This is a genomic window from Acinetobacter sp. AYS6, assembly GCF_025630795.1.
Lineage (GTDB): Bacteria > Pseudomonadota > Gammaproteobacteria > Pseudomonadales > Moraxellaceae > Acinetobacter.
Map to the genome: position 1 here is coordinate 203,218 of NZ_JAOTNV010000004.1, position 23,171 is coordinate 226,388.

Annotated in this window: 18 protein-coding genes; 9 read left to right on the plus strand and 9 right to left on the minus strand. The window is 39.6% G+C overall.

Translation table 11 applies throughout. The annotated features are described in order from the left end of the window. Positions 1-2: 2 nt before the first annotated feature. From OD757_RS01845 to pepN, 5 genes are all read right to left on the minus strand, one after another. Positions 3-1,022, minus strand: coding sequence for a spore coat U domain-containing protein (locus OD757_RS01845; protein ID WP_263030672.1), 1,020 nt, complete (start codon positions 1,020-1,022; stop codon positions 3-5). Continuing rightward, entirely contained in the window at positions 1,013-3,472 is a 2,460-nt protein-coding gene (locus OD757_RS01850; RefSeq protein WP_263030673.1) for a fimbria/pilus outer membrane usher protein, read from the minus strand. The genes OD757_RS01845 and OD757_RS01850 overlap by 10 nt, the downstream gene beginning before the upstream one ends. A gap of 9 nt (positions 3,473-3,481) precedes the next feature. Then, positions 3,482-4,186, minus strand: a complete 705-nt coding sequence (locus OD757_RS01855; RefSeq protein ID WP_263030674.1) for a molecular chaperone — start codon at positions 4,184-4,186, stop codon at positions 3,482-3,484. A 72-nt stretch (positions 4,187-4,258) separates the two neighbouring features. Next, entirely contained in the window at positions 4,259-4,789 is a 531-nt protein-coding gene (locus tag OD757_RS01860) for a spore coat U domain-containing protein (protein WP_009391903.1), read from the minus strand. A 589-nt stretch (positions 4,790-5,378) separates the two neighbouring features. After that, positions 5,379-7,985, minus strand: coding sequence for an aminopeptidase N (gene pepN, locus OD757_RS01865; RefSeq protein WP_263030675.1), 2,607 nt, complete (start codon positions 7,983-7,985; stop codon positions 5,379-5,381). Between the two features lie 319 nt (positions 7,986-8,304). On the opposite strand from pepN, the gene OD757_RS01870 reads away from it, so the two are divergent. From OD757_RS01870 to thiM, 3 genes are all read left to right on the plus strand, one after another. Beyond that, a complete protein-coding gene (locus OD757_RS01870) occupies positions 8,305-8,562 on the plus strand; it encodes a hypothetical protein (RefSeq protein WP_009391895.1) in 258 nt (85 codons plus the stop codon). 152 nt (positions 8,563-8,714) lie between these two features. After that, positions 8,715-9,872 carry a hypothetical protein gene (locus OD757_RS01875; RefSeq protein WP_009391907.1) on the plus strand — a complete coding sequence of 386 codons (1,158 nt, stop codon included), beginning with the start codon at positions 8,715-8,717 and terminating at the stop codon, positions 9,870-9,872. Positions 9,873-9,905: 33 nt separating this feature from the next. Next, positions 9,906-10,733 carry a hydroxyethylthiazole kinase gene (gene thiM / locus OD757_RS01880; RefSeq protein WP_263030676.1) on the plus strand — a complete coding sequence of 276 codons (828 nt, stop codon included), beginning with the start codon at positions 9,906-9,908 and terminating at the stop codon, positions 10,731-10,733. Between the two features lie 29 nt (positions 10,734-10,762). On the opposite strand, the gene OD757_RS01885 is transcribed toward thiM, so the two are convergent. The 3 genes from OD757_RS01885 to OD757_RS01895 all read right to left on the minus strand — a co-directional run bounded on the left by OD757_RS01885 (position 10,763) and on the right by OD757_RS01895 (position 13,811). After that, positions 10,763-11,593, minus strand: a complete 831-nt coding sequence (locus OD757_RS01885) for a GyrI-like domain-containing protein (protein WP_263031011.1) — start codon at positions 11,591-11,593, stop codon at positions 10,763-10,765. 102 nt (positions 11,594-11,695) lie between these two features. Next, a complete protein-coding gene (locus tag OD757_RS01890; RefSeq protein WP_263030677.1) occupies positions 11,696-12,055 on the minus strand; it encodes a 5-carboxymethyl-2-hydroxymuconate Delta-isomerase in 360 nt (119 codons plus the stop codon). 43 nt (positions 12,056-12,098) lie between these two features. After that, positions 12,099-13,811, minus strand: a complete 1,713-nt coding sequence (locus OD757_RS01895) for an AAA family ATPase (RefSeq protein WP_005306567.1) — start codon at positions 13,809-13,811, stop codon at positions 12,099-12,101. Between the two features lie 230 nt (positions 13,812-14,041). On the opposite strand from OD757_RS01895, the gene OD757_RS01900 reads away from it, so the two are divergent. After that, the gene (locus OD757_RS01900; protein ID WP_263030678.1) at positions 14,042-15,214 is read left to right on the plus strand and encodes an iron-containing alcohol dehydrogenase; all 1,173 of its coding nucleotides are present in this window, start codon (positions 14,042-14,044) and stop codon (positions 15,212-15,214) included. A gap of 195 nt (positions 15,215-15,409) precedes the next feature. Continuing rightward, positions 15,410-16,378 carry an alpha/beta hydrolase gene (locus OD757_RS01905; protein ID WP_263030679.1) on the plus strand — a complete coding sequence of 323 codons (969 nt, stop codon included), beginning with the start codon at positions 15,410-15,412 and terminating at the stop codon, positions 16,376-16,378. Here the strand turns inward: OD757_RS01905 and OD757_RS01910 are convergent. Then, positions 16,375-17,565, minus strand: a complete 1,191-nt coding sequence (locus tag OD757_RS01910; RefSeq protein ID WP_009391894.1) for a helix-turn-helix domain-containing protein — start codon at positions 17,563-17,565, stop codon at positions 16,375-16,377. The two genes, OD757_RS01905 and OD757_RS01910, sit on opposite strands and share 4 nt — an antisense overlap. A 142-nt stretch (positions 17,566-17,707) precedes the next feature. On the opposite strand from OD757_RS01910, the gene OD757_RS01915 reads away from it, so the two are divergent. From OD757_RS01915 to eutC, 4 genes are all read left to right on the plus strand, one after another. Beyond that, on the plus strand, positions 17,708-19,219 hold the full coding sequence (locus OD757_RS01915; protein WP_263030680.1) for an aldehyde dehydrogenase family protein: 1,512 nt from the start codon (positions 17,708-17,710) through the stop codon (positions 19,217-19,219). Between the two features lie 220 nt (positions 19,220-19,439). After that, on the plus strand, positions 19,440-20,876 hold the full coding sequence (gene eat, locus OD757_RS01920) for an ethanolamine permease (RefSeq protein ID WP_263030681.1): 1,437 nt from the start codon (positions 19,440-19,442) through the stop codon (positions 20,874-20,876). A gap of 16 nt (positions 20,877-20,892) precedes the next feature. Further along, positions 20,893-22,278 carry an ethanolamine ammonia-lyase subunit EutB gene (locus OD757_RS01925; RefSeq protein WP_039757930.1) on the plus strand — a complete coding sequence of 462 codons (1,386 nt, stop codon included), beginning with the start codon at positions 20,893-20,895 and terminating at the stop codon, positions 22,276-22,278. Positions 22,279-22,288: 10 nt separating this feature from the next. Next, complete coding sequence (eutC, locus tag OD757_RS01930; RefSeq protein ID WP_263030682.1) at positions 22,289-23,104, plus strand: ethanolamine ammonia-lyase subunit EutC; 816 nt, start codon at positions 22,289-22,291, stop codon at positions 23,102-23,104. The last annotated feature ends 67 nt before the right edge of the window (positions 23,105-23,171 follow it).

Here is a 23,171-nt window from a genome sequence, read left to right on the forward strand (position 1 = left end):
AATTAATAAGTCACAGTAACAACAACACTATCTGAGTAGCTTCCTGGTCTACTTGCGATGGAAGTACCTTGCGGGATCTTTCCATACACTGTGGTCGTTTGAGCACTCCCAGTTCCTGTACCCGATACTCCACCTGCCCCACCAACATTGGTTACGCCTCCGGTGGCGTCCCACACCGTACTATAGTTAGAATCTTTATATAACTGATAGGGAATAAATTCGTTATTGCCATTGGTCATACGCCTGAATCCACCCGTAATACGGTTGTTTCCATCGCCTAAGTAAATGCTATATGGCGTTCCATAATTGCAGGTCGAATTTACGGCTCCTTGCGCTGTGTAATCACGCTTGGTCGTACTAATATCATTAATATTGCCAAAATCTACAGTTGAGGTTGAGTTTAATTGACAAAGCGACGGTACTACAAAGTTTGCTGTTAGTAATGTATCACCTGAATCCCAGCCACCGATTAAATCACCGCATGATAAACCCAGAAGATCCATATCCCAATACAACCGAACCGAAGTCGTATATGTTCCTTTCGGATAAGCAAGAAGCGATCCCGTCCGGGCTGGAACTTTTATATTTACCGAGTAGCTCACAATATTATTTGATGCGACTGTTGCTACTGGGCCATACCACACATTGGAGGTTTGATTCGTGGTAGAAGACCCAGCTCCACCTACAGTTGCAGTGACCGTATATGGTAAAGTCACACTATTATTCGCAGTGGTTGCTCCTGTAAATACGGTTTTCATACACATGAAATTAGAAATCTGGGGAAGTCCTAAATTCGTGCAAGTAATTGTGCCTGAAAGGTTTACAGTTGCATCACTATTAATATTTGCTGCCGTGTAGGTAAAAGTACTATTAGTAGTTCCGCTTACTGTACAAGCAGCATGTGCTGGACTAAAAAATGCGTAAACGAGATAAAATAAGCAAATACCTATAAAGTATTTTAAAGATAAGGAAATCTTTTTATAGCTCGCTATTTGAGCCTTATTCATAATATTTAATGACATATATAAGGTCCCAATTTTTTAGTTGAGTACTGATTACTGTTATATGTGAAGTCAACTTGGCATGAGCCATGATCTAGAAGATCAACTTCAAGTTTGTTTTGCTTTAATAGGTTTGGAATAAATACTTCACCGTCGTAGCCAACGACTCCATCTTGTTGCCCATTAATTCGAACCGTATAACCCGGTAATAAAGGTGAATTATTTGCATCAACAAGCTTCACTAATCCTGAAATGACCTGATGAGCACCAAAGTCCACTAAGGTTCCTTGGCGGTAACCCACAACTGTTTTTTGATCTGTAGATTTGACGCTCCAATTCAAGGGAAGATACGACGGATCTAAATAAATATGATTTTCTTTATATGGCATTAGACTAGGTATCAAAAATCTTCCAGAATTATCAGTTACGCCTAAATTGACTCCACCATTTAAAATTTGGCTTTGTGGTCCGGCATTGGTCACGACCGCGTAACCGTCTCCAATTTCATTGGCCGCAAAGATTCGTCCTGCTGCCGCAACCAACGATCCTGTCGCCGAAAGTGCAACTTGGTCGTTATCGCCAAAATGGTTGTATCGGCCGGTCAGGTAAGCTGCACGGGCACGGTAAGAAGCATAGACCGAGGCATTGTTGTCATTCGCATCTTGGTCACGCTCAACATAACCTCCCCAGCCCAATGAACCGATTTTCGGTTCCGATAAACCAAATACTTCTTGTCGGTAACTCAGCTTGCCACTATCACTTGACACACTCGTAATCGCATTAAGTTTGGTAGACGGTGTATAACGCAGCGCAAAGTAAATGCCATAGTCTTTGTGGTTTTCATAATCTTTATACGCTGAGCTATAAAATCCCCAGTTCTTGTTAATACTTCCGCTTAAATTGGCAGACAGTAATTTATAAGAGTTGTCGCTAAATTTAATCTGGTTATAGCCCAGATACGCACCATACCCCTCATAAAAATTATAGTTAATTCCCGCCCTAAAAATCTCATCTGCCAATGCACTGTAGCTCAGATAGTTCTGCGGCTCAGAAGTCATCTGGTTATCTTTTAAATATCGAATCTGAGACACACGGGCAAGGTCAAAGTAGTTCTCAAATACCTTGCGGTAACTGGTGTTAAATGAAATATTCTTGCTAATCCGCCCTTCTAAGCCAAGCAAAGCAGAATAGCCGTTTTCATCTTTATACTGGCTTGCGGCAAGGTCAGCATTGATCACCCCAAAACCAAACAGGTTCTTGGCAAAACCCGTTCCGAGATTCGACAAACCATCTGTTGAAGCCTCTGCACCACCACTTAAGGTCAGTGAATTGCTATAACCATAGCGAATCGCACCTGAAGCAAAAGTCGCGTCATCATAATCATTTGAATACAACCCATAGTTATAACGGGGAACCCCAACGTCTACTGAAAATTCATTAATGCCTTTGGCTAAAATCTTAGATGAAAAATAGTAAGCCTGTTTGGTCACACTCTGCTGTCCCGTTGCATCGGTGGTCACAAGTGTGACTTCATTGCCTGAAATAAAAGGTAACTGCTTAATATCAAACGGGCCTGAAGGCACAAGTCCTGAATAAATCTTTTGCTGGTTAACGTATAAATCTAAAGTTGAAGGGAGTGCGGCCGAGCCGGAAAATTGTGGTAATGCCGAGGTGACAATATCGCCTCGTTGGGTGTAAGCACTCGACCACTGCAAACCTGCCAGACGCACGCTACTGCCCCAGTCGGAACTATTGGAAATAAAATCCCCTAAGGTATAGATCCTGATCTTTTCAGGGTCTACATACTGCCATTTACTTTCTAAGCGCACCCACTTTTCATGGCTATAACTATTTTCATTACTGCCGTTGTATAAAACCCCGGAAGAGAAGTTACCGATTGCGCTGTTAAAGATCCCTTCTGCCGAGCCCGAGAAAACATTCTCGTCATTGGTCAGGGTGTTATATAGGCTATAGTTCAGAATGGCAGCATTTAACGGCTTCATTTTGAGCAAATGAGGACTGGTGATCTGCTGACCATTTAAGTCAACTGAATAATCCGTCAACATGTTCGAAGGAACTTGTAAGTTTAGAGACTGTTCTTTCTCAATATATTTAAACTGAATTCCTTTAAGCTCGTTAATACATACCCATTGGCTATCAGCCATATACTCATCCACTTTCACTCTTAAAGCTTTTAAATCATTAGAGCGGATATATAGCTTTCCATCCTTAGATTGCTTCACAGCAATCAAGTCTTCCGACTCATTTTTATTAATAGAGACATTCAAAAATAATTGATTAAAATTAAGCTCTTGCTCCTGTTTATTAGTCTTCACCTGTGCAGATTTATTAATGCTATCCATAGATTTAGGAACACTAGGAACTGCTGTTTTCGTATTATCTTGTAGTTGCTCAGCAAAAGAATACGCGGGAAGATATGCGACACATAAGACACCTATAATGTATTTCATATAAGCCTCTTAAAGTGTGGTTTTCTTACCATTAACTGTCAGAGATACACTGTATTTATGATTTGGCTGATATGTAAAATTATTAATAGAATAGCTTCGTGCCTGCTCCGCAAGAATATATCCATTTACAGTATTTACTTTAATGGGATAACTTTTATTTGCTGTTATATCAACAAGCGTTAAATCATTTAAAAGTGCGTGCCGGTTTCCAATATTGCTAATATTTAAAGAAGGTGCCTCCTGATTAGGATCAATTTTCCAATTCAATTTAGTCATCGCATCTTTATTTACTACAAATACGGGTAATGATGAGCGCAGTAATACATTTATTCCTTGAGCTGCTTTACGGCTATCTACAGGCTTTGGTAATTCATCAATAATAATACGATATGTTTTTTCACCAGAAACAGGTGCTGGATTAATTCTAACTACACGCAAGTTATAAGAATCATTAGGGGGTAGTTTTAAAAATGGTGGACTAATCGCAATTTCATCTGTAGATATTAATTGGTCCTGTCCATTCTTCTGAGTCCATTCAAAAACACGAATCTGCAAATCTGTACTTTCATTCGATTGATTAAATAAACTAATTGAAGAAGCATTTTGATTACTCAACATCTCCACATTCACTGGTGAAAGTCGAATCGTGGCTGCACTAAGGGTGCTAGATAAAGATAAGAATAAACTTGTAAGAATAAAAATATTTCTTTTCATGACTTGCTCAAATATAACTTTTTAAAGCATTAGCCCTTTTAAAGGGCTAACAGTATTTCTAATTTATAAAAATTAATAAGTTACCGTTATTGTCACTGTGTCTAAATAGCTACCAGCACTGGGTAAAGTCGTTCCAGCAGGAATACGGCCATACACGTTAACAGTTTGAACATTACCTGTCCCTGTCCCACTATAGGCAGTTGTTGCAATGCCGATTGCTGTTGCACGGCCTGTGTCAGAGAAAAGGTTGTAAGGAATGTATTCTGTAGTGGTTGCTCCGCCAATCATACGGCGCTGTGTTGATAAAACATTCTGACCACCATCAAATGATAAGGTCCATGGCACAGTGTTGTTACATAAAACCCTGATGGGAGTACCGCCCGTGGTCGTGGTATCTGCATCTACATTACTCGCAAGAGAACTTAACGTACCAAAGTCCAAGACCGCATTTGAAGTTGTACCGGTAGCTGATGTATTTAGAACACAGCTATTTGTTACTGTTGCTCTAACAGTCAATGTTCCAGTTGCTGTGGCTGCATTTGCCGTATTGAGAGAAAATATCCCTACAGCAATTGCTGATAAATAATAAAAAGTCTTTTTCATGGTCTAAACCTTTTTACATTAAATTGTTGAAATTAATAGTTGTAAAAAAATTAACCCTTACTCATACAATCATTTTTAATTTGACTGCTCTTTTAAAGCTTATATTTTTTACCCTATTTTTTCATAATACATAAAAAATATTAAAATGTATGACAGTATTTTTATTTTGAGTTCCAATTAATAAAATACAATTACCCAAATTAAACCTTATTAACACACGATTAACATTTAAAATAATTAAGATTTTGATTTAATTTATTTTATTAAAAATGCCATAAAATTTATTGAAAAAAATTTAAGCAAATATGTCAATATTTTTTGCTAAGTTGCAGATAATTAAATGCTAATTATGAGCTTAGTTACTTTAATTTTTTATATTATTATTGCCTCTATTTTTTATTTATATATATTTTAAAGATTAATTTTTAACCAAATTTTCAATATTACAAGTAAATTAAAAAGTAAAATGATGTGTAGTAGAGAAATTGATAAACCACTATAAGAATAATTTTATTGTTTTGAGATTATATAAATGTATAAAAATAAAGGCCTCTTACGAGACCTTTATTTTGTGGTTTTTTAAATCTAATTAAACACTCAGCATACTATTTAAAGTTTCAGAGACATTTTTCGATTTCACTTTAGGCTGCAATGCTTGTAAAGCTTGTTGAACTTGAGTTCGCTGTGGCTCTGCAAGCGTATACCAACGTGACAATACCTGTAATAGACGCGAACCTAAAATTGGGTTCTTTTCATCTAGATATTGTGCAAGGTTAATAAAGTGAGCTACACCAAAGCCCCACGTATTTTCAGGATTATTTGACAAGCCACCACTTACCGCACGAATACGGTTCGGCGTTGTTAAATCGTAGTCAGGATGTTGAGTCAGATACTCAATTGTTTCTGTTGTCGCATTTGGGTTTGCTGCCTGAATCATGAACCACTGATCTAAAGATAAAGCTTCATCTTTAAAACGGTCATAAAAATCAGCAAGCGCATCTTGAGCTTGAGGTGCATTTTGCCAAACCAATACGCGCAGCGCACCTAAGCGTTCAGACATATTACCTGTATTTTGATATTGCACATGTGCGAGTTCAAATGCAGTTTGATCACCCTGACGAGCCATCATCATGAGCATGATGTTCTTTAATGCCCGCACGCCCATTGCCAAAGAAAATTCTTTTTGCAGCTCTGGGTCAAGTGTAAGGTAAGTATCTTTCCAGAATGAGCCCAAGTCTTGAGCTAAACGATTAAGTAAGGCTTCACGTTTTACATGAATATCGGATGGTGCATAATCCTGATCGATACGGCTACCTAAATAACCTTCGCTTGGTACATCAAACAAACGCGATGCCAAAAGCGGGTCTCGTCCAACCAACTCTGGTAAAGTGCTTTGAATTGCTTGAATGTAGGCATCTGCAGAATGGTCTTCTAGCAAAATACGCTCAAGTAAGGTTTGAGTTGCTTGCCACTGGTTAAAACCATTTGTTTCGTGCTGAATTAAAAATGCTAATTCTGCATCAGTATAATCAAACACAAGATTTACAGGAGCCGAGAAATTACGGAGTAGCGACACAACAGGTTGCTCAGTCACGCCTGTAAATTCAATGGTTGCCTCATCTTGGTCAAATAAGTACACGCCATCTTTAACATCGTTTACGAATAGGCTTTCGCTATGCAAGGTATATTGTTCACCTGTTTTAGCATTAAATAGTGCTAAGGCCACAGGAATTGGAACAGCTTTTAAATTTGGATATTTAGGATGTGCTTTTAGGCTTTGTTTAAAGCTTAAACGATAAGTTTGTGCTGCTGCATCATACTCACCTTTTGCCTCGAGCTTTGGTGTACCCGGTTGGTTATACCACGTTAAGAATGCAGATAAATCGACACCTGAACCTGCAGTTAACGCTGCAACCCAATCCTCTACAGTCACGGCTTGTCCATCATGACGGCGGAAATATTCATCGGTTCCTTGACGGTATTTTTCTTTACCTAACAAGGTCGACATCATGCGGTTAATTTCCGCACCTTTTTCATAGACTGTCGCAGTGTAGAAATTATTAATTTCTACAAAGTGATCCGGACGTGGCGGATGCGACAATGGACCTGCATCTTCAGGGAACTGATGTGATTTAAGTACAGCTACATCATCAATACGTTGAACCGCAGCAGATTGTAAATCTTCAGAGAAAGACTGATCACGGAATACGGTTAAACCTTCTTTTAAGCAGAGCTGGAACCAGTCACGGCAAGTAATACGGTTCCCTGTCCAGTTATGGAAATATTCATGCGCAATCACAGACTGTACACGCATAATCGCTGCGTCAGTGGTGTATTCATCATCGGCAAGTACACATGAGGTATTAAAGATGTTTAAACCTTTATTTTCCATAGCACCCATATTGAACTGGCTCACTGCAACAATCATATAGTTGTCGAGGTCATATGCGCGGCCATAGTGTTCTTCATCCCAACGCATAGAATGCTTTAATGCTTCCATTGCGATATGGCATTTTGGAATGTCTTTCTCAATGGCGTAAATTTCTAAAGCAACATCACGCCCTTCAGAAGTCGTATAACGATCTTTAAGAACTGCTAAATCACCAATGACGCAAGCAAATAAATAGCTTGGCTTTTTAGTCGGGTCTTGCCAGATCGCAAAGTGGCGGTTTTCACCGACCTCACCTGTTTCTAGCAAGTTACCATTGGCAAGTAACACTGGATATTTTTTGTCTGCTTCTACACGTGTAGTAAAGACTGAGAGTACGTCTGGACGGTCTGGATAAAACGTAATTTTGCGGAAACCTTCAGGTTCGTTCTGCGTTACAAACAACTCATCTGCTTTATATAAGCCTTCTAGTTGAGTATTGGTTTCAGGATGAATAATCACTTGAGTTTGTAAAATGACTTCATCTGGTGCATCAGTGATCACCAGTTGCTCACTATCGAGTGAATATTGTGCAGGAGTAAGAACTTGACCATTGAGCTGAACAGATTGCAACTCAAGATCACGACCCAATAACACCAGATCTCCAGCAGTTTGGCGCTTCATCACCAATGTTGAATCAACAATTGTTTTGTCGTCATAGACTTGAATATCAAGATTAATGGATTCAACCAAGAACGCAGGTTTTTGATAATCTTTTAAATAAACTGTTTGATCTGCCTGAACTGGAGGCTGCGCCGCAATATTCATCTTTATTCCTTATATATTCGTATGAAACGGTAGTACGAGTTGTTATGAACCTGATCATACTCAATCATACATACTGTATTCGCTTACCTTTATGAAATTAATGGGACTTCATTTATACATTTCAAATTAGAATCTTGTTTTATTAGCATAGATTAGACCAAATTTACGATAACCGTTGTTTATATAAGCAATCTATACAATAAAAATAAAACACCTTTAGCTTTTAACATTATTTAGAGACAGCTTACATTTTGGGCATGGTTCTTGCCTAATTAAATATACCAATATGGTTATCTAAATTAGAACAAGAGGTGTCAGCATGGAATTTAAAGCACATTTTCATCGACTAGAGAACATCAAAGCAATTCATGATCTATCAGCAGCAGGACTTGACCACCATGTGATTGCTGTATTCTTGTCTGCTGAAGGTATTTCAATTACTGATCAGGAGGTTACTTCTATTGTTAATACTTACGATGCATTAGGTAAAGTGAAATTACCAAGTAAAAAAGTACAAGCACTTATTAATGCCAAAAAGCTTGGCCAGAATGATGAGAGCTTGCCGTGCCCTGTTTAATTCGACTTTTTAGCCCACTATGAAAACCTAAAATCGAAACATAGATTTTAGGTTTTTTCTATTTTAGCAACAAACGAAATTGGCAATTTCCGCTATCTATAGCGCGCCTGTGTATAATAGCCCCATCATTTTTATTTTATGTTCGGAGCAAAATGGCCTTACAAATTCTACAGAAACAGCTAGATGAAAGTAGCCATTGTCCTCTCTGCCAAGCCTCAATGTATTGGGTAGATGCCGAGCAATTTGAACAAGACATTCAATTTCATGAATGCAGTCATTGCCAGCACCGTATATTTAAAGATCAAAGAATGACTTGCCACTGTGAAACATGCACGAAACAGCGGAAAAAACTTTTACAGCAAACACGACTACAAGAACAACGCCAATTTAAGTCAAAAGAGCAACCACAACGCAGTCTGGAACAGCTTAGCTTCTTACATAAACTTTTCTTGCTAAGCGTTTTAGATGAATATGCCCGCGAAGAAATTACTCATGATGAATATATTCATTGGGACAAAATTAAATACCATCACATCACTCCCAACTGGATGTTTCAGAGTTATTTAATTAAACAATTGCATAAAGATGGCATTCTCAATACCAATGATCAAACTGATGATCCACAATGTTTTTACTTAAATATTCGTTTAGATGGCTACAGTGATCCAAGTTTATTTAGTGTGGCTCAGCAACTGCGTAATTGGTTTTATGAAAATTTAAGTTTCGGCATACCTTTTCGTAGTGCAGACGAAGTTAAAGACGTACTTTTTCAGGTGCTTTATCAAGAAATTATCCAGTTTATGCAATTCTACTGCCGAACTTGGGGCATCCAAATTGCCGGAAATTCAAACTTTCAAAGCTTTTGCTATCGTTTAATGGATTCACTCGCCATTGGGCAAATTTATTATCTGGTACAAACTGCACTCGAATATCTCTATAAACAAAAAGTTTTACAGCCTCGTAATGATAAGTTTATTAATACCAATCTATTAAAGAAAACTTTAGAACAATATCGTGAAAGAGCCTTGGCTGAAAAGTGGGAAACCTCTATGCTCCCCCGTCCTCACAATATTCCCTATAGTAAAATGAGTTATATTTTGCTTAATCGTTTCTTAGGCTATGACGAACAGATCTTTGTGCAACCTGTATGGAAAGCATGGCGAAAAATTGAACCACGTTTAAACTTTTATTCTGTCAAACGTTGTATGTATTGTGGCTCAAATGATTTAAGCGTTGACTACGATGCAGTAGATTATGTTTCTTTGATTTGCCAAAAATGTAAGCATCAAGATCATTATTTTACCCATTAAATCTGTCATCTTTGGCTTCATAAGGATAATAATATGACATCAACATCTACTTTGATTGAACAAGTAATCGAAGCTTGGCACACCATGCAAGCCAAAACGCCTCTTGTACAATGTATTACCAATAGCGTTGCGGCTAACTATACAGCCAATGTATTACTCGCTTCTGGTGCTTCGCCTGCGATGATTGATAACCCTTATGAAGCAGAAAGCTTTACCAAAATCTCATCTGCCTTGAGTATTAATTTAGGGACACCCACTTCTGAGCAAATGCAAGCCATGCAAATTTCAGCTAAAACAGCTCAGCTTAATAACATTCCATGGGTGCTTGATCCGGTTGGCTATGGACCAATTTTAGCTTGGCGCAGTCAAATGACCGATGAGCTTTTACAGTTTAAGCCCAGCGTTATTCGTGGTAATGCGTCAGAAATCAGTACGCTTGCAGGCAATCAAGTTCAATCTAAAGGTGTAGATAGTACGCTAAGTAGTGATGATGCCTATCGACAGGCTTACGCGCTATTAGTACATACAGACTGTATCGCCATTTCAGGTGAATCAGATTACATTTTATCTCAAGAACTGGATGTCGTTATCCAAGTAAACGGTGGAAGCCCCTTACAACCTAAAATTACGGCAACGGGCTGTGCTTTGGGTGCGCTAATCGCGGCATATAGTTCGGTAACAACGCCAACCATTGCAGCGCTTTCCGCTCATGTGCATTTTGCAATTGCAGGTAAGCTTGCTGCCAATCAGGCACAAACTATGGGGAGTTTTAGTAACATCTTTATGGACTATATCCATATGTTAGATGCTAACCTGATTGAGCAATATGCAAATATCAAACTGTTAGGTTTAAAGGCATAACAGCATGTTATGCCTTTATCACGCTACACTCACTTTAAAAGTAAGTAGATATCTGTAATAAGATCACACTCTTTCACTTCGTGCACAAAGTTGTGATAGTGAAAGAAAACCGGATAATCCCCGGCTTCTTCTGGTTGCTCAGGTAACCAGTTTCTAAAGATGTAATAGACGCTATCTTTAATCTGGTCATGGCTGCCAAAATGTCTTACGGTTGCATAACGCCCCGCAGGAATTTCACCTGTCTGTACACCGTAACTATTTTCAGGTACAGCTTTTTCAATTGAACCTGCAATATCAAACCGAAACTCGTCAGGTGGTGTCTGATAGGGGTCAGCAAACGGAATACCATAAGTTTTAGACTTGATCACAGGTGATAAACCTGTTTCTTTACGCCAGGCAATAAACTGCGCAGCTGTTTCCAAGATTTTATCAGGACTTCCTAAATGCGATAGATAGGCAATCTTTTCAGCAGGTCGCTCAACAATATTTACATTCATTTTTAGCTCACTTTTCGGAATCGTAAAAACAAACTTCTGGTGCCAAGATTCCCAGTCCGGTTTATCTCTAAAAGCCCGAGGAGTTTGATCAAATGAACGCTTAAATGCACGAGTAAATGCCTCTGGACTATCAAACCCGGCTTGCAATGCAATATCAATAATCTTGAGATCGGGTTCAAAAGCCAGTTGAAAAGAGGCTCGTTTTAATCGAGAAAGTTGAATAAATTTCATTACATTTAAGCCAATATGAACGGCAAAAATATGATGAAAATGAAACTTAGATAAGGCCGCAATCTGGCTCAATCGATCAACATCTAAATCTTCATTTAAATGTCTTTGAATATAATCGCAAACCAGTTGCAGCTTTTATGTATATACAGCCATACATTTATGTCTGTTCATTCGATAGCACTACTTTTGCATAGTGCTGATCTCTATTCTTGATCGAAATTGCGCTTTTTAGACCTATACAACTTGCTTAAAATAATCGTCTCTTGGCATGTCGATCAGCTCAACACACAATTGAATTTCTTTATTAAACTCTTGTGGTAGGTATTTTTTATTGCTGAGCGTCGTTAAGAGCTGATCACCCATTAGCTGTTTTTGTTCAGCAGTTCTTCCAGACAAAATATAGGCTTTTACATGAATATAGGCTTGATCAACGCCTAAGCCAATCAGAAAAACATCATCTTTACGCGCACGGCTTTTGATGTCTTCTGGGCTAAACAACTCTGTTTCAATGAGTGTGGTATTAATTTCTTCAAGTAATTGTTTTGCGTTTAATCCAGTTAAGTTTTCTGAATAATCAACTATCACGTGCGGCATAGCCACCTCAATTTATATAATAAGTCATTAAGCTAATTAAACTTTACTCAATAAATAATAAAGCTAATCGAACCTGATCATATCCCATTCGAGGACTGGTTGCTTCAACGATTGGTCTTAGTTTGATCGAACCATCATCAGAAAAATGATCTGGATTTTGACGTTTTTTCAGCTTCTTATAAATTTTACGAATTTCTTCGACAACTTCTTCACCTGGGTGGGCAACCGAAATATCCAGCTTTTGTTCTTTATGAAGTCGAGCCAAATGATTAATGATCGTTGCTGGTGTGAGACCACGTTCATGCGCAATGTCTTCAATTTCGTAGCCTTCTTCAAACAACGCACGTGTCTCGTCTAGCGTTGCCGTAGCGTAATTTTGCTTTCCACCTTTTGCTAGCTTCTTCTCATTACGAGAAATCTCAGTTTCATTTAAGGTACCGCCACAGTGACGAATAAAGGCTTTATGCTGAGCAGTTAAATCTACATCTGCAAAGTTGTCTTCAGCTTCTTTAGAAAGCTCTTGGAAACGACGATCAGCTTTTACAGCTAAACTATCTAACTCTAAAGCTTGCTCGTTAATACCTAATAACTTAAGACCTGTTAAAGATTTTAAACGTGACAATGCTACATAACCCTGACCTTTTTCAAAGGTATTCGTGAGGTTAATTTCAGCAGCTTCTAAAGTCATACCTTGGCTTTTATGAATGGTAATTGCCCAAGCTAAACGAAGCGGAATTTGTTGAAAACTTGCAATCACTTTTCCTGCTTCGTTTTCAACTGACCATGTTTCAGGAGCAACCAGCAATGTCGTGCCATCGGTTAGTTTTACCTTCGGCAGTAATCCGTTTTCATCGTCTTCTTCAAAGCCAATAACTTCACCTAAACTTCCGTTGATATATCCCATATCAAAGTTGTTTTTAACAAACATGACTTTTGCATGTTTCTTTAAGGTGAGTTCTTCTGGTGCGCGTACCGAAGATTTCAAAGTTTCTAATAGTTTTTCATTACCATCTAAAACTGCATTAAATTGATGCCCTTCATTATCAATTTCATTTAAGTGCTGATAATTGATATTGTCGACATCCATATTGTGCGTATAAAGACGAGTAAAGGTCTCACCAATATCATGTGAGCGTGATTGACGTAATGCGTGTAAATGATCTGATTGAATATTCTGCGCACGGATAGCATTTAAAATCTGATTTAGAATTTCATCATCTTGACGGTGCTGTTCTGTTAAATAACATACGCGAAATTTGGCTTCGACCCATGCATCAGACATAAAACAGAACTTATCACGGTTGGCTTCACTATTACGTCCAACGGGTGGCAACTGAAAGAAATCTCCAGCCACAATGACTTGAATGCCACCGAATGCTTCATCGCTTTCTTTAAAATATTTTAAAACCTGATTGACCAGATTAAGCTGCTTCGCATGCAACATCGAGATTTCATCGATGACGAGAACTTGCGCATTTTCAAGGTGTTCCTTGAGATATTTACGCTCTTTCATACGTTTTAGGTCATCATCAGTTAACTGATCTTTAATACCGATGCCCGCCCATGTATGAATGGTCATACCGTTCATATGTGTTGCAGCAATACCTGTAGATGCTGTAATTGCCACAGGCACTTTACGTGCTTTTAGGTATTGGATGTACTGATTAAGTGTATAGGTTTTCCCTGCACCAGCCGAACCGGTTAAAAAGACATTTTCACCTGCTTTAAGCAGTTTAAGCGCAGTTTCCTGTTTCATAATCTCATAAGTACATCTTCAACAGCCCATAGCTTAACGACTTTCCCGAAAAAATTAAATGAATGCGCTAGAATTTCTGTAAAATCATTATAAATCAACAATTAAAAACAAAATAATATTTGGTAGGTTTTTGGTAGGTAGGAAAATAATCTTCACATCACAATACTAAGTCCATGGTGAGGCTCACCTGTAATAACAAACAATGGATTTATGGAAGAAGGAATCACTCCATGGCTTTTAAAAATATTGCAGATCAAACAAACGGTTTTTATATTCCTTGTGTATCACTCTTTGGCCCAGGATGCGCCAAAGAAATTGGTACAAAGGCACAAAATTTAGGTGCAAAAAAAGCATTAATTGTGACCGATGAAGGCTTATTTAAATTCGGTGTCGCAGATCTTATTGCGAACTATTTAACAGAAGCAGGCGTTGCGAGCCATATTTTTCCGGGTGCTGAACCTAACCCAACTGATATTAATGTCCATAATGGCGTAAATGCCTATAACGAAAATGGCTGTGACTTTATTGTCTCTCTAGGTGGCGGTTCATCTCATGACTGTGCAAAAGGGATTGGTTTAGTCACTGCTGGTGGTGGTCATATTCGTGACTACGAAGGTATTGATAAAAGTAAAGTACCAATGACACCCCTGATTGCAGTGAACACAACAGCCGGTACTGCATCTGAAATGACCCGTTTCTGTATTATTACCAATACAGACACTCATGTAAAAATGGCGATTGTCGACTGGCGTTGTACCCCTCTTATTGCCATTGATGACCCGAAACTTATGATTGCCAAACCAGCTGGTCTAACAGCAGCAACAGGTATGGATGCTTTAACCCATGCAGTTGAAGCATATGTGTCTACGGCGGCCAACCCAATTACCGATGCTTGTGCAGAAAAAGCAATCACCATGATTAGTCAGTGGTTACAACCTGCTGTCGCAAATGGTGAAAACATCGAAGCGCGTGATGCGATGAGTTATGCACAGTACTTGGCTGGCATGGCATTTAACAATGCGTCTTTAGGTTATGTTCACGCAATGGCTCACCAGTTGGGCGGTTTCTATAACCTTCCTCACGGAGTATGTAACGCAATCTTGTTACCTCATGTATGCGAATTTAACTTAATTGCTTGCCCAGATCGCTACGCAAAAATCGCGGAATTAATGGGTGTAAATACTCAAGGCCTAACCGTTATGGAAGCTGCATATGCTGCAATTGATGCCATTCGTGAACTGTCTTCATCAATTGGTATTCCATCTGGTTTAACCGAGCTTGGTGTAAAAACTGAAGATCTGGCTGTCATGGCCGATAACGCTCAAAAAGATGCGTGTATGCTCACCAACCCTCGTAAAGCAAATCATGCACAAGTTGTGGAGATTTTCAAAGCAGCACTTTAATACTGATGTAATGGCATATCCCTCTAGTAAGTCAAATCCCTCCGACCGTTGACTTACTTTTTTGGGGAATACTTAGCTCCAGCGGTATTCCCTTTTTTTAGAAACTCTATTCCAACCTTCTCTAAACCTGATTGACAATTCGCCCATTTCATTGAAGGATACTCAGCATGTCTTAATTACAATAGCTCGATAAAAATGAATACATCTTCAGCTAATCAAAATTATGTTCCAGATATTTTAGGTACTGGCTACGAACAGCTCACACTCAACTTTCCTGATGATTATGAAGGTAAAGTGGTAGCCACCTTAGTGCGTAAAAAAGCTGCTGAATCTACTCAAAAAGCCGTGCTGTATATTCATGGTTTTTTAGATTATTTCTTTCAAACCGAAATGGCTGAGCAATTCAATGCGCATGGTTATGACTTCTATGCCTTGGATTTAAGAAAATACGGCCGTTCAAAGCTACCCCATCAAATTTTCTATAATGTGCTTGATTTAAATGAATACGATGCCGAAATTACTCAAGCATTAGATATCATTGCCAAAGAACAGCACACCCAAGTTTTACTTGCAGGGCATTCGACTGGCGGTTTGACGGCAACGCTTTATGCTGCCCATAACCCAAACCATCCTCTGATTAAAGCACTTTGGGCAAACAGCCCGTTTTATGATTTTAATTTAAGCTTGGTCGAGAAAAAATTTGGTATTCCAGTACTCAGTCGAGTAGGAAAATATCTGCCAAAAGTTAAATTCCCAAGTCAATTAAACAAATGGTACACCGCGAGCCTTCACAAACAGCTTAAGGGCGAATGGGACTTTAATCTGGACTGGAAACCAACGTCTGCCCCTACGGTTCAACTCAGCTTTTTACATGCGATTCATACAGCACAAAAAGAAATACATCGCGGGGTTAAACTCAATATTCCCGCCCTGATTATGCATTCTCATCAGACTAAAAACCCTAAAAAATGGGGAGCAGATGCGACTCAAAGCGATGTAATTTTAGACGTTAAAGACATTGCGAAATTTGGTAAAAAAATCAAAGGCGATGTCTCTGTGGTCTCTATTCACAATGGGTTGCATGATTTAGTCCTTTCGGCCCAGCCAGTACGAGAACAAGTCTATCAACAATTATTCCAGTGGCTGGATCAAAAAATCACTTAACTGAGCTTAGGTGAATCAAGGTATTTCACCAGTAGTTGATGCGCAGGATGGTCGCTCGGTACTAACTCCATAAGACGTTCTACCGCATCAATTGCTTCAGGGAAATGAGCCAAATGCTTAAGTAATAAATCCGTTTCTTGTGTTTTAAAAATTGCATCACTTAAACGTGATTCAAGGCAGTCACGCCATGCGCATAAAAATGGGCTTTCCGTTTTTGCCAGAAATACGCCTGTGTAAAGCTGCAAAGCCGAAGCTGCATATCCGGCATCCAGTGCTTGTTCAGCTTGTAAAAAATCGGCCTCTACATGCACAAGTAAACGATATGGACGTGAACCAAGTAAACCACCCAAAATATCCCGAAGTTGAGACATTTCAGCTTTAAGCGTACCCATACTGACTTTACGTTCGCCATAGAGCGCCTGATAAAGATGCTCTAAAGTTAAGCCATGTGGACATAAAGCCAATATAGTTAAAATTTCAATTTGACGCGGTGTTAATAACAAGCTTTTGCCATTAAATTTAACTTGCGGTGTCGAAAAAGCACGAATATGTAATTGCTGGCGCTGTTGCTCAAGTAGTGCTGACTGAATAATGGATGCACAACGTTCAGCAGCCAATATTCCTAAACTATTATGGTTCTTCCAAGTGGTTGATAAATCAACGACACCGAGAGTTTGTTTTGAGTATGGATCGATAATCGGCGCGGCATAACACACCCACTCATGAATCGATTCCATGTAATGTTCATTTGAAAAAACACAGCTTGATTGTTGAGTTTTTAAAGATAAAGCCAAGGCATTGGTGCCCACAAATTCTTCACGCCACTGACCACCCTGCACAAAATGTACACGTTCGGCAGCACTTTGCATTTGAGCACTGGATGCGGTCCAGATAATCGTACTGCCAATATCACCGACAGCAATTACCATTGAAGATTGCTCTGCAATATGACGTAAGTCGTCGGCACACTGGCTGAGCGCCAGATCTAAAGCATTCTGTGAAGCAGATTTTTTGTCGACTAATGGGGCCGCAAAACGCTCTTTAGGAATCGCAGCAGAGGCTGACCGTTCCCATGAACTTGCAATACTTTGACCCAGTTTGGCAGCATTTTGAGGAGAGAGACTATTTTGCGTACGCAGTTGATCAATCAACGTCCGTTGCTGCAATAAATCCTTTTTTGTGAACATTTGTAAATTCCTTATATATCCACATTTCTATTCCAACCTTTCTCCAACCTTCTTCTTTATATCCTAATTACACAAAGTACGAAAGTACCTACTGACAGGGTTCTTGTTAGTCTTTAGTCCTAAAAAGCAAAGGAATATTTATATGCGCTATATCGATCCAAATCAACCAGACTCAAAAGTACAATTCAAATCACAATATGAAAATTTTATTGGCGGTGAATGGGTAGCACCTGTAAAAGGTGCATATTTTGACAATGTATCTCCTGTTGACGGAAAAGCTTTTACACGTATTCCACGCTCTAGTGCCGAAGATATCGAACTCGCTCTAGATGCAGCACACAAAGCAAAAGCAACATGGAATAAAGCCTCACCAACAGTACGCTCGAATATCCTTTTAAAAATTGCTGATCGTTTAGAAGCAAATCTTGAAATGCTTGCTGTTGCAGAAACTTGGGATAACGGTAAAGCCGTTCGTGAAACTTTAGCAGCAGACCTTCCGCTTGCGATTGACCATTTCCGTTATTTCGCTGGATGTATTCGTGCCCAAGAAGGCGGCATCTCTGAAATTGATGAAGATACTATTGCCTACCATTTCCACGAACCACTCGGTGTAGTTGGTCAAATCATTCCATGGAACTTCCCGATTTTGATGGCAGCATGGAAACTTGCACCTGCTTTAGCAGCTGGTAACTGTGTTGTAATTAAACCAGCTGAACAAACACCTGTCGGTATTTTGTTAGTGGCTGAGCTCATCCAAGATATTTTACCGCCGGGTGTACTCAACATTGTCAATGGTTTCGGTTCAGAAGTCGGCCGCCCGTTAGCGACAAACCCACGTATTGCAAAAATCGCGTTCACAGGTTCAACTCAAACTGGACAAATGGTGATGCAATATGCGACTGAAAATATTATTCCAGTTACCTTAGAACTTGGCGGTAAGTCACCGAACCTTTTCTTTGAAGATATCATGGATAAAGAAGATGACTTCTTAGAAAAAACGCTTGAAGGTTTTGCCATGTTTGCCTTAAACCAAGGTGAAGTATGTACTTGCCCTTCTCGTGCTTTAGTACAAGAAAGCATTGCTGATCAGTTCTTGGAAATGGCTGTCGAGCGCGTAAAACGTATTAAAACTGGTCATCCACTTGATACTGAAACCATGATTGGTGCTCAAGCATCTTTGCAACAACAAGAGAAAATCTTACGTTGTATTAACACTGGTCGTGAAGAAGGTGCAGAACTATTACTTGGTGGTAGCGGCCGTAAAGAAGTAGGCGATGGTTACTATGTTGATCCGACTATTTTTAAAGGTCACAACGGCATGCAAGTTTTCCAAGAAGAAATTTTTGGACCTGTACTTGCTGTGACAATGTTCAAAGACTTTGACGATGCAATTAAAATTGCCAATGACACCATGTATGGTTTAGGTGCAGGTGTATGGTCACGTTCAGCTCACATTTCTTATCGTGCTGGTCGTGCTATTGAAGCTGGCCGTGTCTGGACAAACTGCTATAACATCTACCCTGCACATGCTGCATTTGGTGGTTACAAGAAGTCTGGTATTGGCCGCGAAAACCATAAGATGATGCTAGATCATTATCAACAAACTAAAAACTTGTTAGTGAGTTATTCAACTAAACCAATGGGCTTCTTTTAAGTTTCGCACCAAGTTGATACCAAACTATCAACACTTGAAAGAAGTAAGATGACTAATCATATAAGAAGCCAGTAATTTAGATTGCTGGCTTCTTTGTTTGGTGCAGATAAGCTTGAATTTTTATCATTTAGAATAAAAAAGCTCCATCTACTCTCTAAAGTGTTTCATTTAGGCATTGCTTTTGCATTGATTCATACAAACCCACTCGTAGGAGTATTGTATGAATCAACCAGAAACAGCTTCCGTCATTTCTTCAAGCACAGAAGTCTCATCAGCAGAATATTTTGCTCAGCGTCAACTCAAACAAGGTACGGTTGGTTGGTTACTCCTGATTGGTTTAGGAGTAGCTTATGTGATATCCGGCGACTTTGCGGGTTGGAACTTTGGTATTGCTCAAGGTGGTTGGGGCGGTATGTTTATTGCCACAGCACTCGCGGCACTTATGTACCTGTGCCTATGTCTGTCTATGTCAGAAATGTCTACCATGATGCCGACAGCAGGTGGCGGTTATAGTTTTGCGCGTGCGGCTTTTGGTCCTTTTGGTGGCTATTTAACAGGGACAGCTATTTTAATTGAATACGCTATTGCCCCTGCGGCGATTGCCGTGTTTATTGGGGGTTATTGCGAATCTTTATTTGGTATTAATGGCTGGATGATTTATCTCGCCTGCTACGCCATTTTTATGGGCATACATCTTAAAGGTGCCGGTGAAGCCTTAAAAATTATGTTTGCGATTACCCTTGTCGCAGCTGTTGCTCTGGTTGTGTTTATTGCAGCAATGATTCCACATTTTAATGCACAAAACTTGTTAGATATTCCTGTTGGCATAGCAACTGGTGCAAGTCGTTTTCTACCTCATGGTTATTTAGGCATCTGGGCCGCAGTACCATTTGCAATCTGGTTTTTCCTTGCAGTTGAAGGTGTTCCTTTAGCAGCCGAAGAAGCGAAAGATCCAGCTAAATCCCTCCCACGCGGTTTAATCGGTGCAATGCTCATATTAACGGCGTTTGCCATGTTCATTTTATTCTTGGGTGCGGGCGCAGCAGGTGCGAGCACTTTACAAAACTCAGGCGCTCCCCTCGTAGATGCTCTGGTTAAAGTCTATGGCACCAACACTTGGCTTGCGACTTTTGTAAATTTTGTTGGTTTAGCAGGTTTAATCGCGAGTTTCTTTTCAATTATTTATGCCTATTCACGTCAAATCTTTGCACTGTCACGTGCTGGCTATCTACCTACTTCACTCTCTTTAACCAATAAAAATAAAGCCCCTTATCTCGCAATTATTATTCCGGGCATTATTGGGTTCTTGCTTTCACTTACCAAAGAAGGTGATTCACTGATTTTAATTGCCGTTTTTGGTGCAACCATTTCTTATGTGTTGATTCTCTTATCCCACATCAAACTCCGCCTATCTAAACCCGACATGCCTCGTCCTTATAGAACTCCCGGAGGTATCGTTACTTCAAGCATTGCATTGGTTTTAGCAGTGGCTGCTGTGATCGCAGGCTTTGTTGTTAATCCGAAAGTATGGTTCATTGCTGCCGCTATTTACGTCGTGTTTATTGCTTACTTTTTATTCTATAGCCGCTATCATTTAGTTAAAGGTACGCCAGAAGAAGAGTTTGCAAATATTAAAGCCGCAGAACAAGAACTATAAACAAAAGGATGCAAATATGAGTTATCGCAATATTGTCGCCAATCAACAGTATCACTTTGCTGACTTGAAGACCTTGATGGCAAAAGCTACACCGTTACGTTCAGGCGATGAATTAGCAGGTGTAGCTGCCAGAGACGCAACCGAACATGTTGCGGCACAAATGACACTGGCCGATGTACCGCTTAAAACCTTTTTAAATGAGGTTGTGGTCGATTACGAAACCGATGAAATTACCCGTTTAATTATTGATGAACATGATCTGGCTGCCTTTGCCCCTATTTCACACTTTACAGTAGGCGATTTTCGGAATTGGTTACTTGGAGAAGAAGCAACTGCACAAAGCTTAAAAGCATTAGCATCGGGTTTAACTCCAGAAATGGTGGCTGCTGTCAGCAAAATTATGCGCAATCAAGATTTGATTTATGTCGCCAGCAAATGTGAAGTGATTACCCAGTTCCGCAACACGATTGGTTTAAAAGGTCATCTTTCTACACGTTTACAACCCAATCACCCAACCGATGATGTGCTTGGTATTTCTGCCAGTATTTTAGATGGTTTGATGTACGGCAATGGTGATGCCGTAATTGGGATTAACCCTGCGACAGATAACTTACATAATTTGTCAGAGCTACTGAAATTACTTGATCATGTCATTCAGGAATATCAAATTCCGACGCAATCTTGTGTACTCACCCATATCAGCTCAGGCATTCAACTTGCTGAAAAGAATGTGCCGATTGATTTAATGTTTCAATCGATTGCTGGTACGCAGCTGGCTAATGAAGGTTTTGGAATTTCACTCGATTTACTTCAAGAAGGATATGAAGCCACACTCGCACTTAAACGCGGAACCATTGGGCAAAACGTCATGTACTTTGAAACGGGTCAAGGCAGTGCCTTATCCAGCAATGCACATCACGGCGTTGACCAGCAAACACTGGAAACTCGCGCCTATGCAGTGGCCCGTAAATACAATCCGCTTTTAGTGAATACAGTCGTTGGCTTTATTGGTCCCGAATATCTTTTTAACGGCAAACAAATTATACGTGCAGGTCTAGAAGACCACTTCTGCGGCAAGTTACTCGGAGTACCAATGGGCTGCGACATTTGCTATACCAACCATGCCGATGCTGACCAAAATGATATGGATGTTCTGCTTACCCTATTTGGCGCCGCGGGCATTAATTTTATTATGGGAATTCCGGGTTCAGACGATGTCATGCTCAATTATCAAACGACCTCGTTCCATGATGCCCTCTATTTAAGACAACTCCTAGGTTTAAAACCCGCCCCAGAGTTTTCAGCTTGGCTTGAACAACAAGGTATTTTTAAACAGCAAAACTCTCAAATATGTTGGGCAGACCACATGCCTGACCAATTCTCTCGTCTGCTCATGAACTAGGGAGAACGTCATGAAACTTAATCGCGACATTCAATATCCATCAAGCACCCATCAAGACCAGTGGGAAAAACTCAAACAATTTACCGATGCCCGTATTGCGCTGGGCCGTGCGGGTTGTAGTATCCCAACACAAGCCTTACTTGAGTTCCAGTTGTCTCACGCACAGGCAAAAGATGCAGTTTATCAAGACATGGATGTTTCCTATTTATCCGAACAATTACAACAAAAACATCTTCAAAGCATTCATATAGAAAGTAATGCTCCTAATAAGGAAATCTATCTTAAACGTCCTGATTTAGGACGTCAGCTTTCAGATCAATCAAAAAATGTCTTAATTAAGAAATATGCAGAAGCCCCTCAACAATACGATGTTTGTATTGTGGTCGGTGATGGACTTTCTGCAAGAGCGATTGAAGCGAATGCTATTCCATTCATTACCGCGCTAAGTGAACAAGTTCAGCAAGAAAACTGGACTCTTGCGCCAATTGCACTAGCAACAGGCAGTCGGGTTGCCTTAGGTGATGAAGTCGCAGAAATCTTTAAAGCATCCATGCTGGTTATGCTCATTGGAGAACGCCCGGGTTTGAGCTCTCCTGACAGTATGGGAATTTACTACACATGGAATGCCTATTCAGGCTGCCTCGATGCCAAACGTAATTGTATTTCTAATGTTCGCTCAGCAGGTCTTAGTATTCCGGTTGCGGTACAACGCTTAATGGCATTAATGAAAAAATCAAAACAGCTTGGGTTTTCAGGAGTTAATTTAAAAGATGAACACCAACTTTCAAACATAGATTATGAAGAAACTCAAAAGCTATTATTTTAGACAGTGCAATATGCAAAGACATTTATTCAAAAATAGATAATCTTTTGCATAACAACATCATCTTAAC

Bases quoted from the DNA above. Each gene is read 5' to 3' on its own strand.
- OD757_RS01845 (WP_263030672.1), bottom strand. From the start codon at position 1,022: ATGTCATTAAATATTATGAATAAGGCTCAAATAGCGAGCTATAAAAAG.
- OD757_RS01850 (WP_263030673.1), bottom strand. From the start codon at position 3,472: ATGAAATACATTATAGGTGTCTTATGTGTCGCATATCTTCCCGCGTAT.
- OD757_RS01855 (WP_263030674.1), bottom strand. From the start codon at position 4,186: ATGAAAAGAAATATTTTTATTCTTACAAGTTTATTCTTATCTTTATCT.
- OD757_RS01860 (WP_009391903.1), bottom strand. From the start codon at position 4,789: ATGAAAAAGACTTTTTATTATTTATCAGCAATTGCTGTAGGGATATTT.
- pepN (WP_263030675.1), bottom strand. From the start codon at position 7,985: ATGAATATTGCGGCGCAGCCTCCAGTTCAGGCAGATCAAACAGTTTAT.
- OD757_RS01870 (WP_009391895.1), top strand. From the start codon at position 8,305: ATGGAATTTAAAGCACATTTTCATCGACTAGAGAACATCAAAGCAATT.
- OD757_RS01875 (WP_009391907.1), top strand. From the start codon at position 8,715: ATGGCCTTACAAATTCTACAGAAACAGCTAGATGAAAGTAGCCATTGT.
- thiM (WP_263030676.1), top strand. From the start codon at position 9,906: ATGACATCAACATCTACTTTGATTGAACAAGTAATCGAAGCTTGGCAC.
- OD757_RS01890 (WP_263030677.1), bottom strand. From the start codon at position 12,055: ATGCCGCACGTGATAGTTGATTATTCAGAAAACTTAACTGGATTAAAC.
- OD757_RS01895 (WP_005306567.1), bottom strand. From the start codon at position 13,811: ATGAAACAGGAAACTGCGCTTAAACTGCTTAAAGCAGGTGAAAATGTC.
- OD757_RS01900 (WP_263030678.1), top strand. From the start codon at position 14,042: ATGGCTTTTAAAAATATTGCAGATCAAACAAACGGTTTTTATATTCCT.
- OD757_RS01905 (WP_263030679.1), top strand. From the start codon at position 15,410: ATGAATACATCTTCAGCTAATCAAAATTATGTTCCAGATATTTTAGGT.
- OD757_RS01910 (WP_009391894.1), bottom strand. From the start codon at position 17,565: ATGTTCACAAAAAAGGATTTATTGCAGCAACGGACGTTGATTGATCAA.
- OD757_RS01915 (WP_263030680.1), top strand. From the start codon at position 17,708: ATGCGCTATATCGATCCAAATCAACCAGACTCAAAAGTACAATTCAAA.
- eat (WP_263030681.1), top strand. From the start codon at position 19,440: ATGAATCAACCAGAAACAGCTTCCGTCATTTCTTCAAGCACAGAAGTC.
- OD757_RS01925 (WP_039757930.1), top strand. From the start codon at position 20,893: ATGAGTTATCGCAATATTGTCGCCAATCAACAGTATCACTTTGCTGAC.
- eutC (WP_263030682.1), top strand. From the start codon at position 22,289: ATGAAACTTAATCGCGACATTCAATATCCATCAAGCACCCATCAAGAC.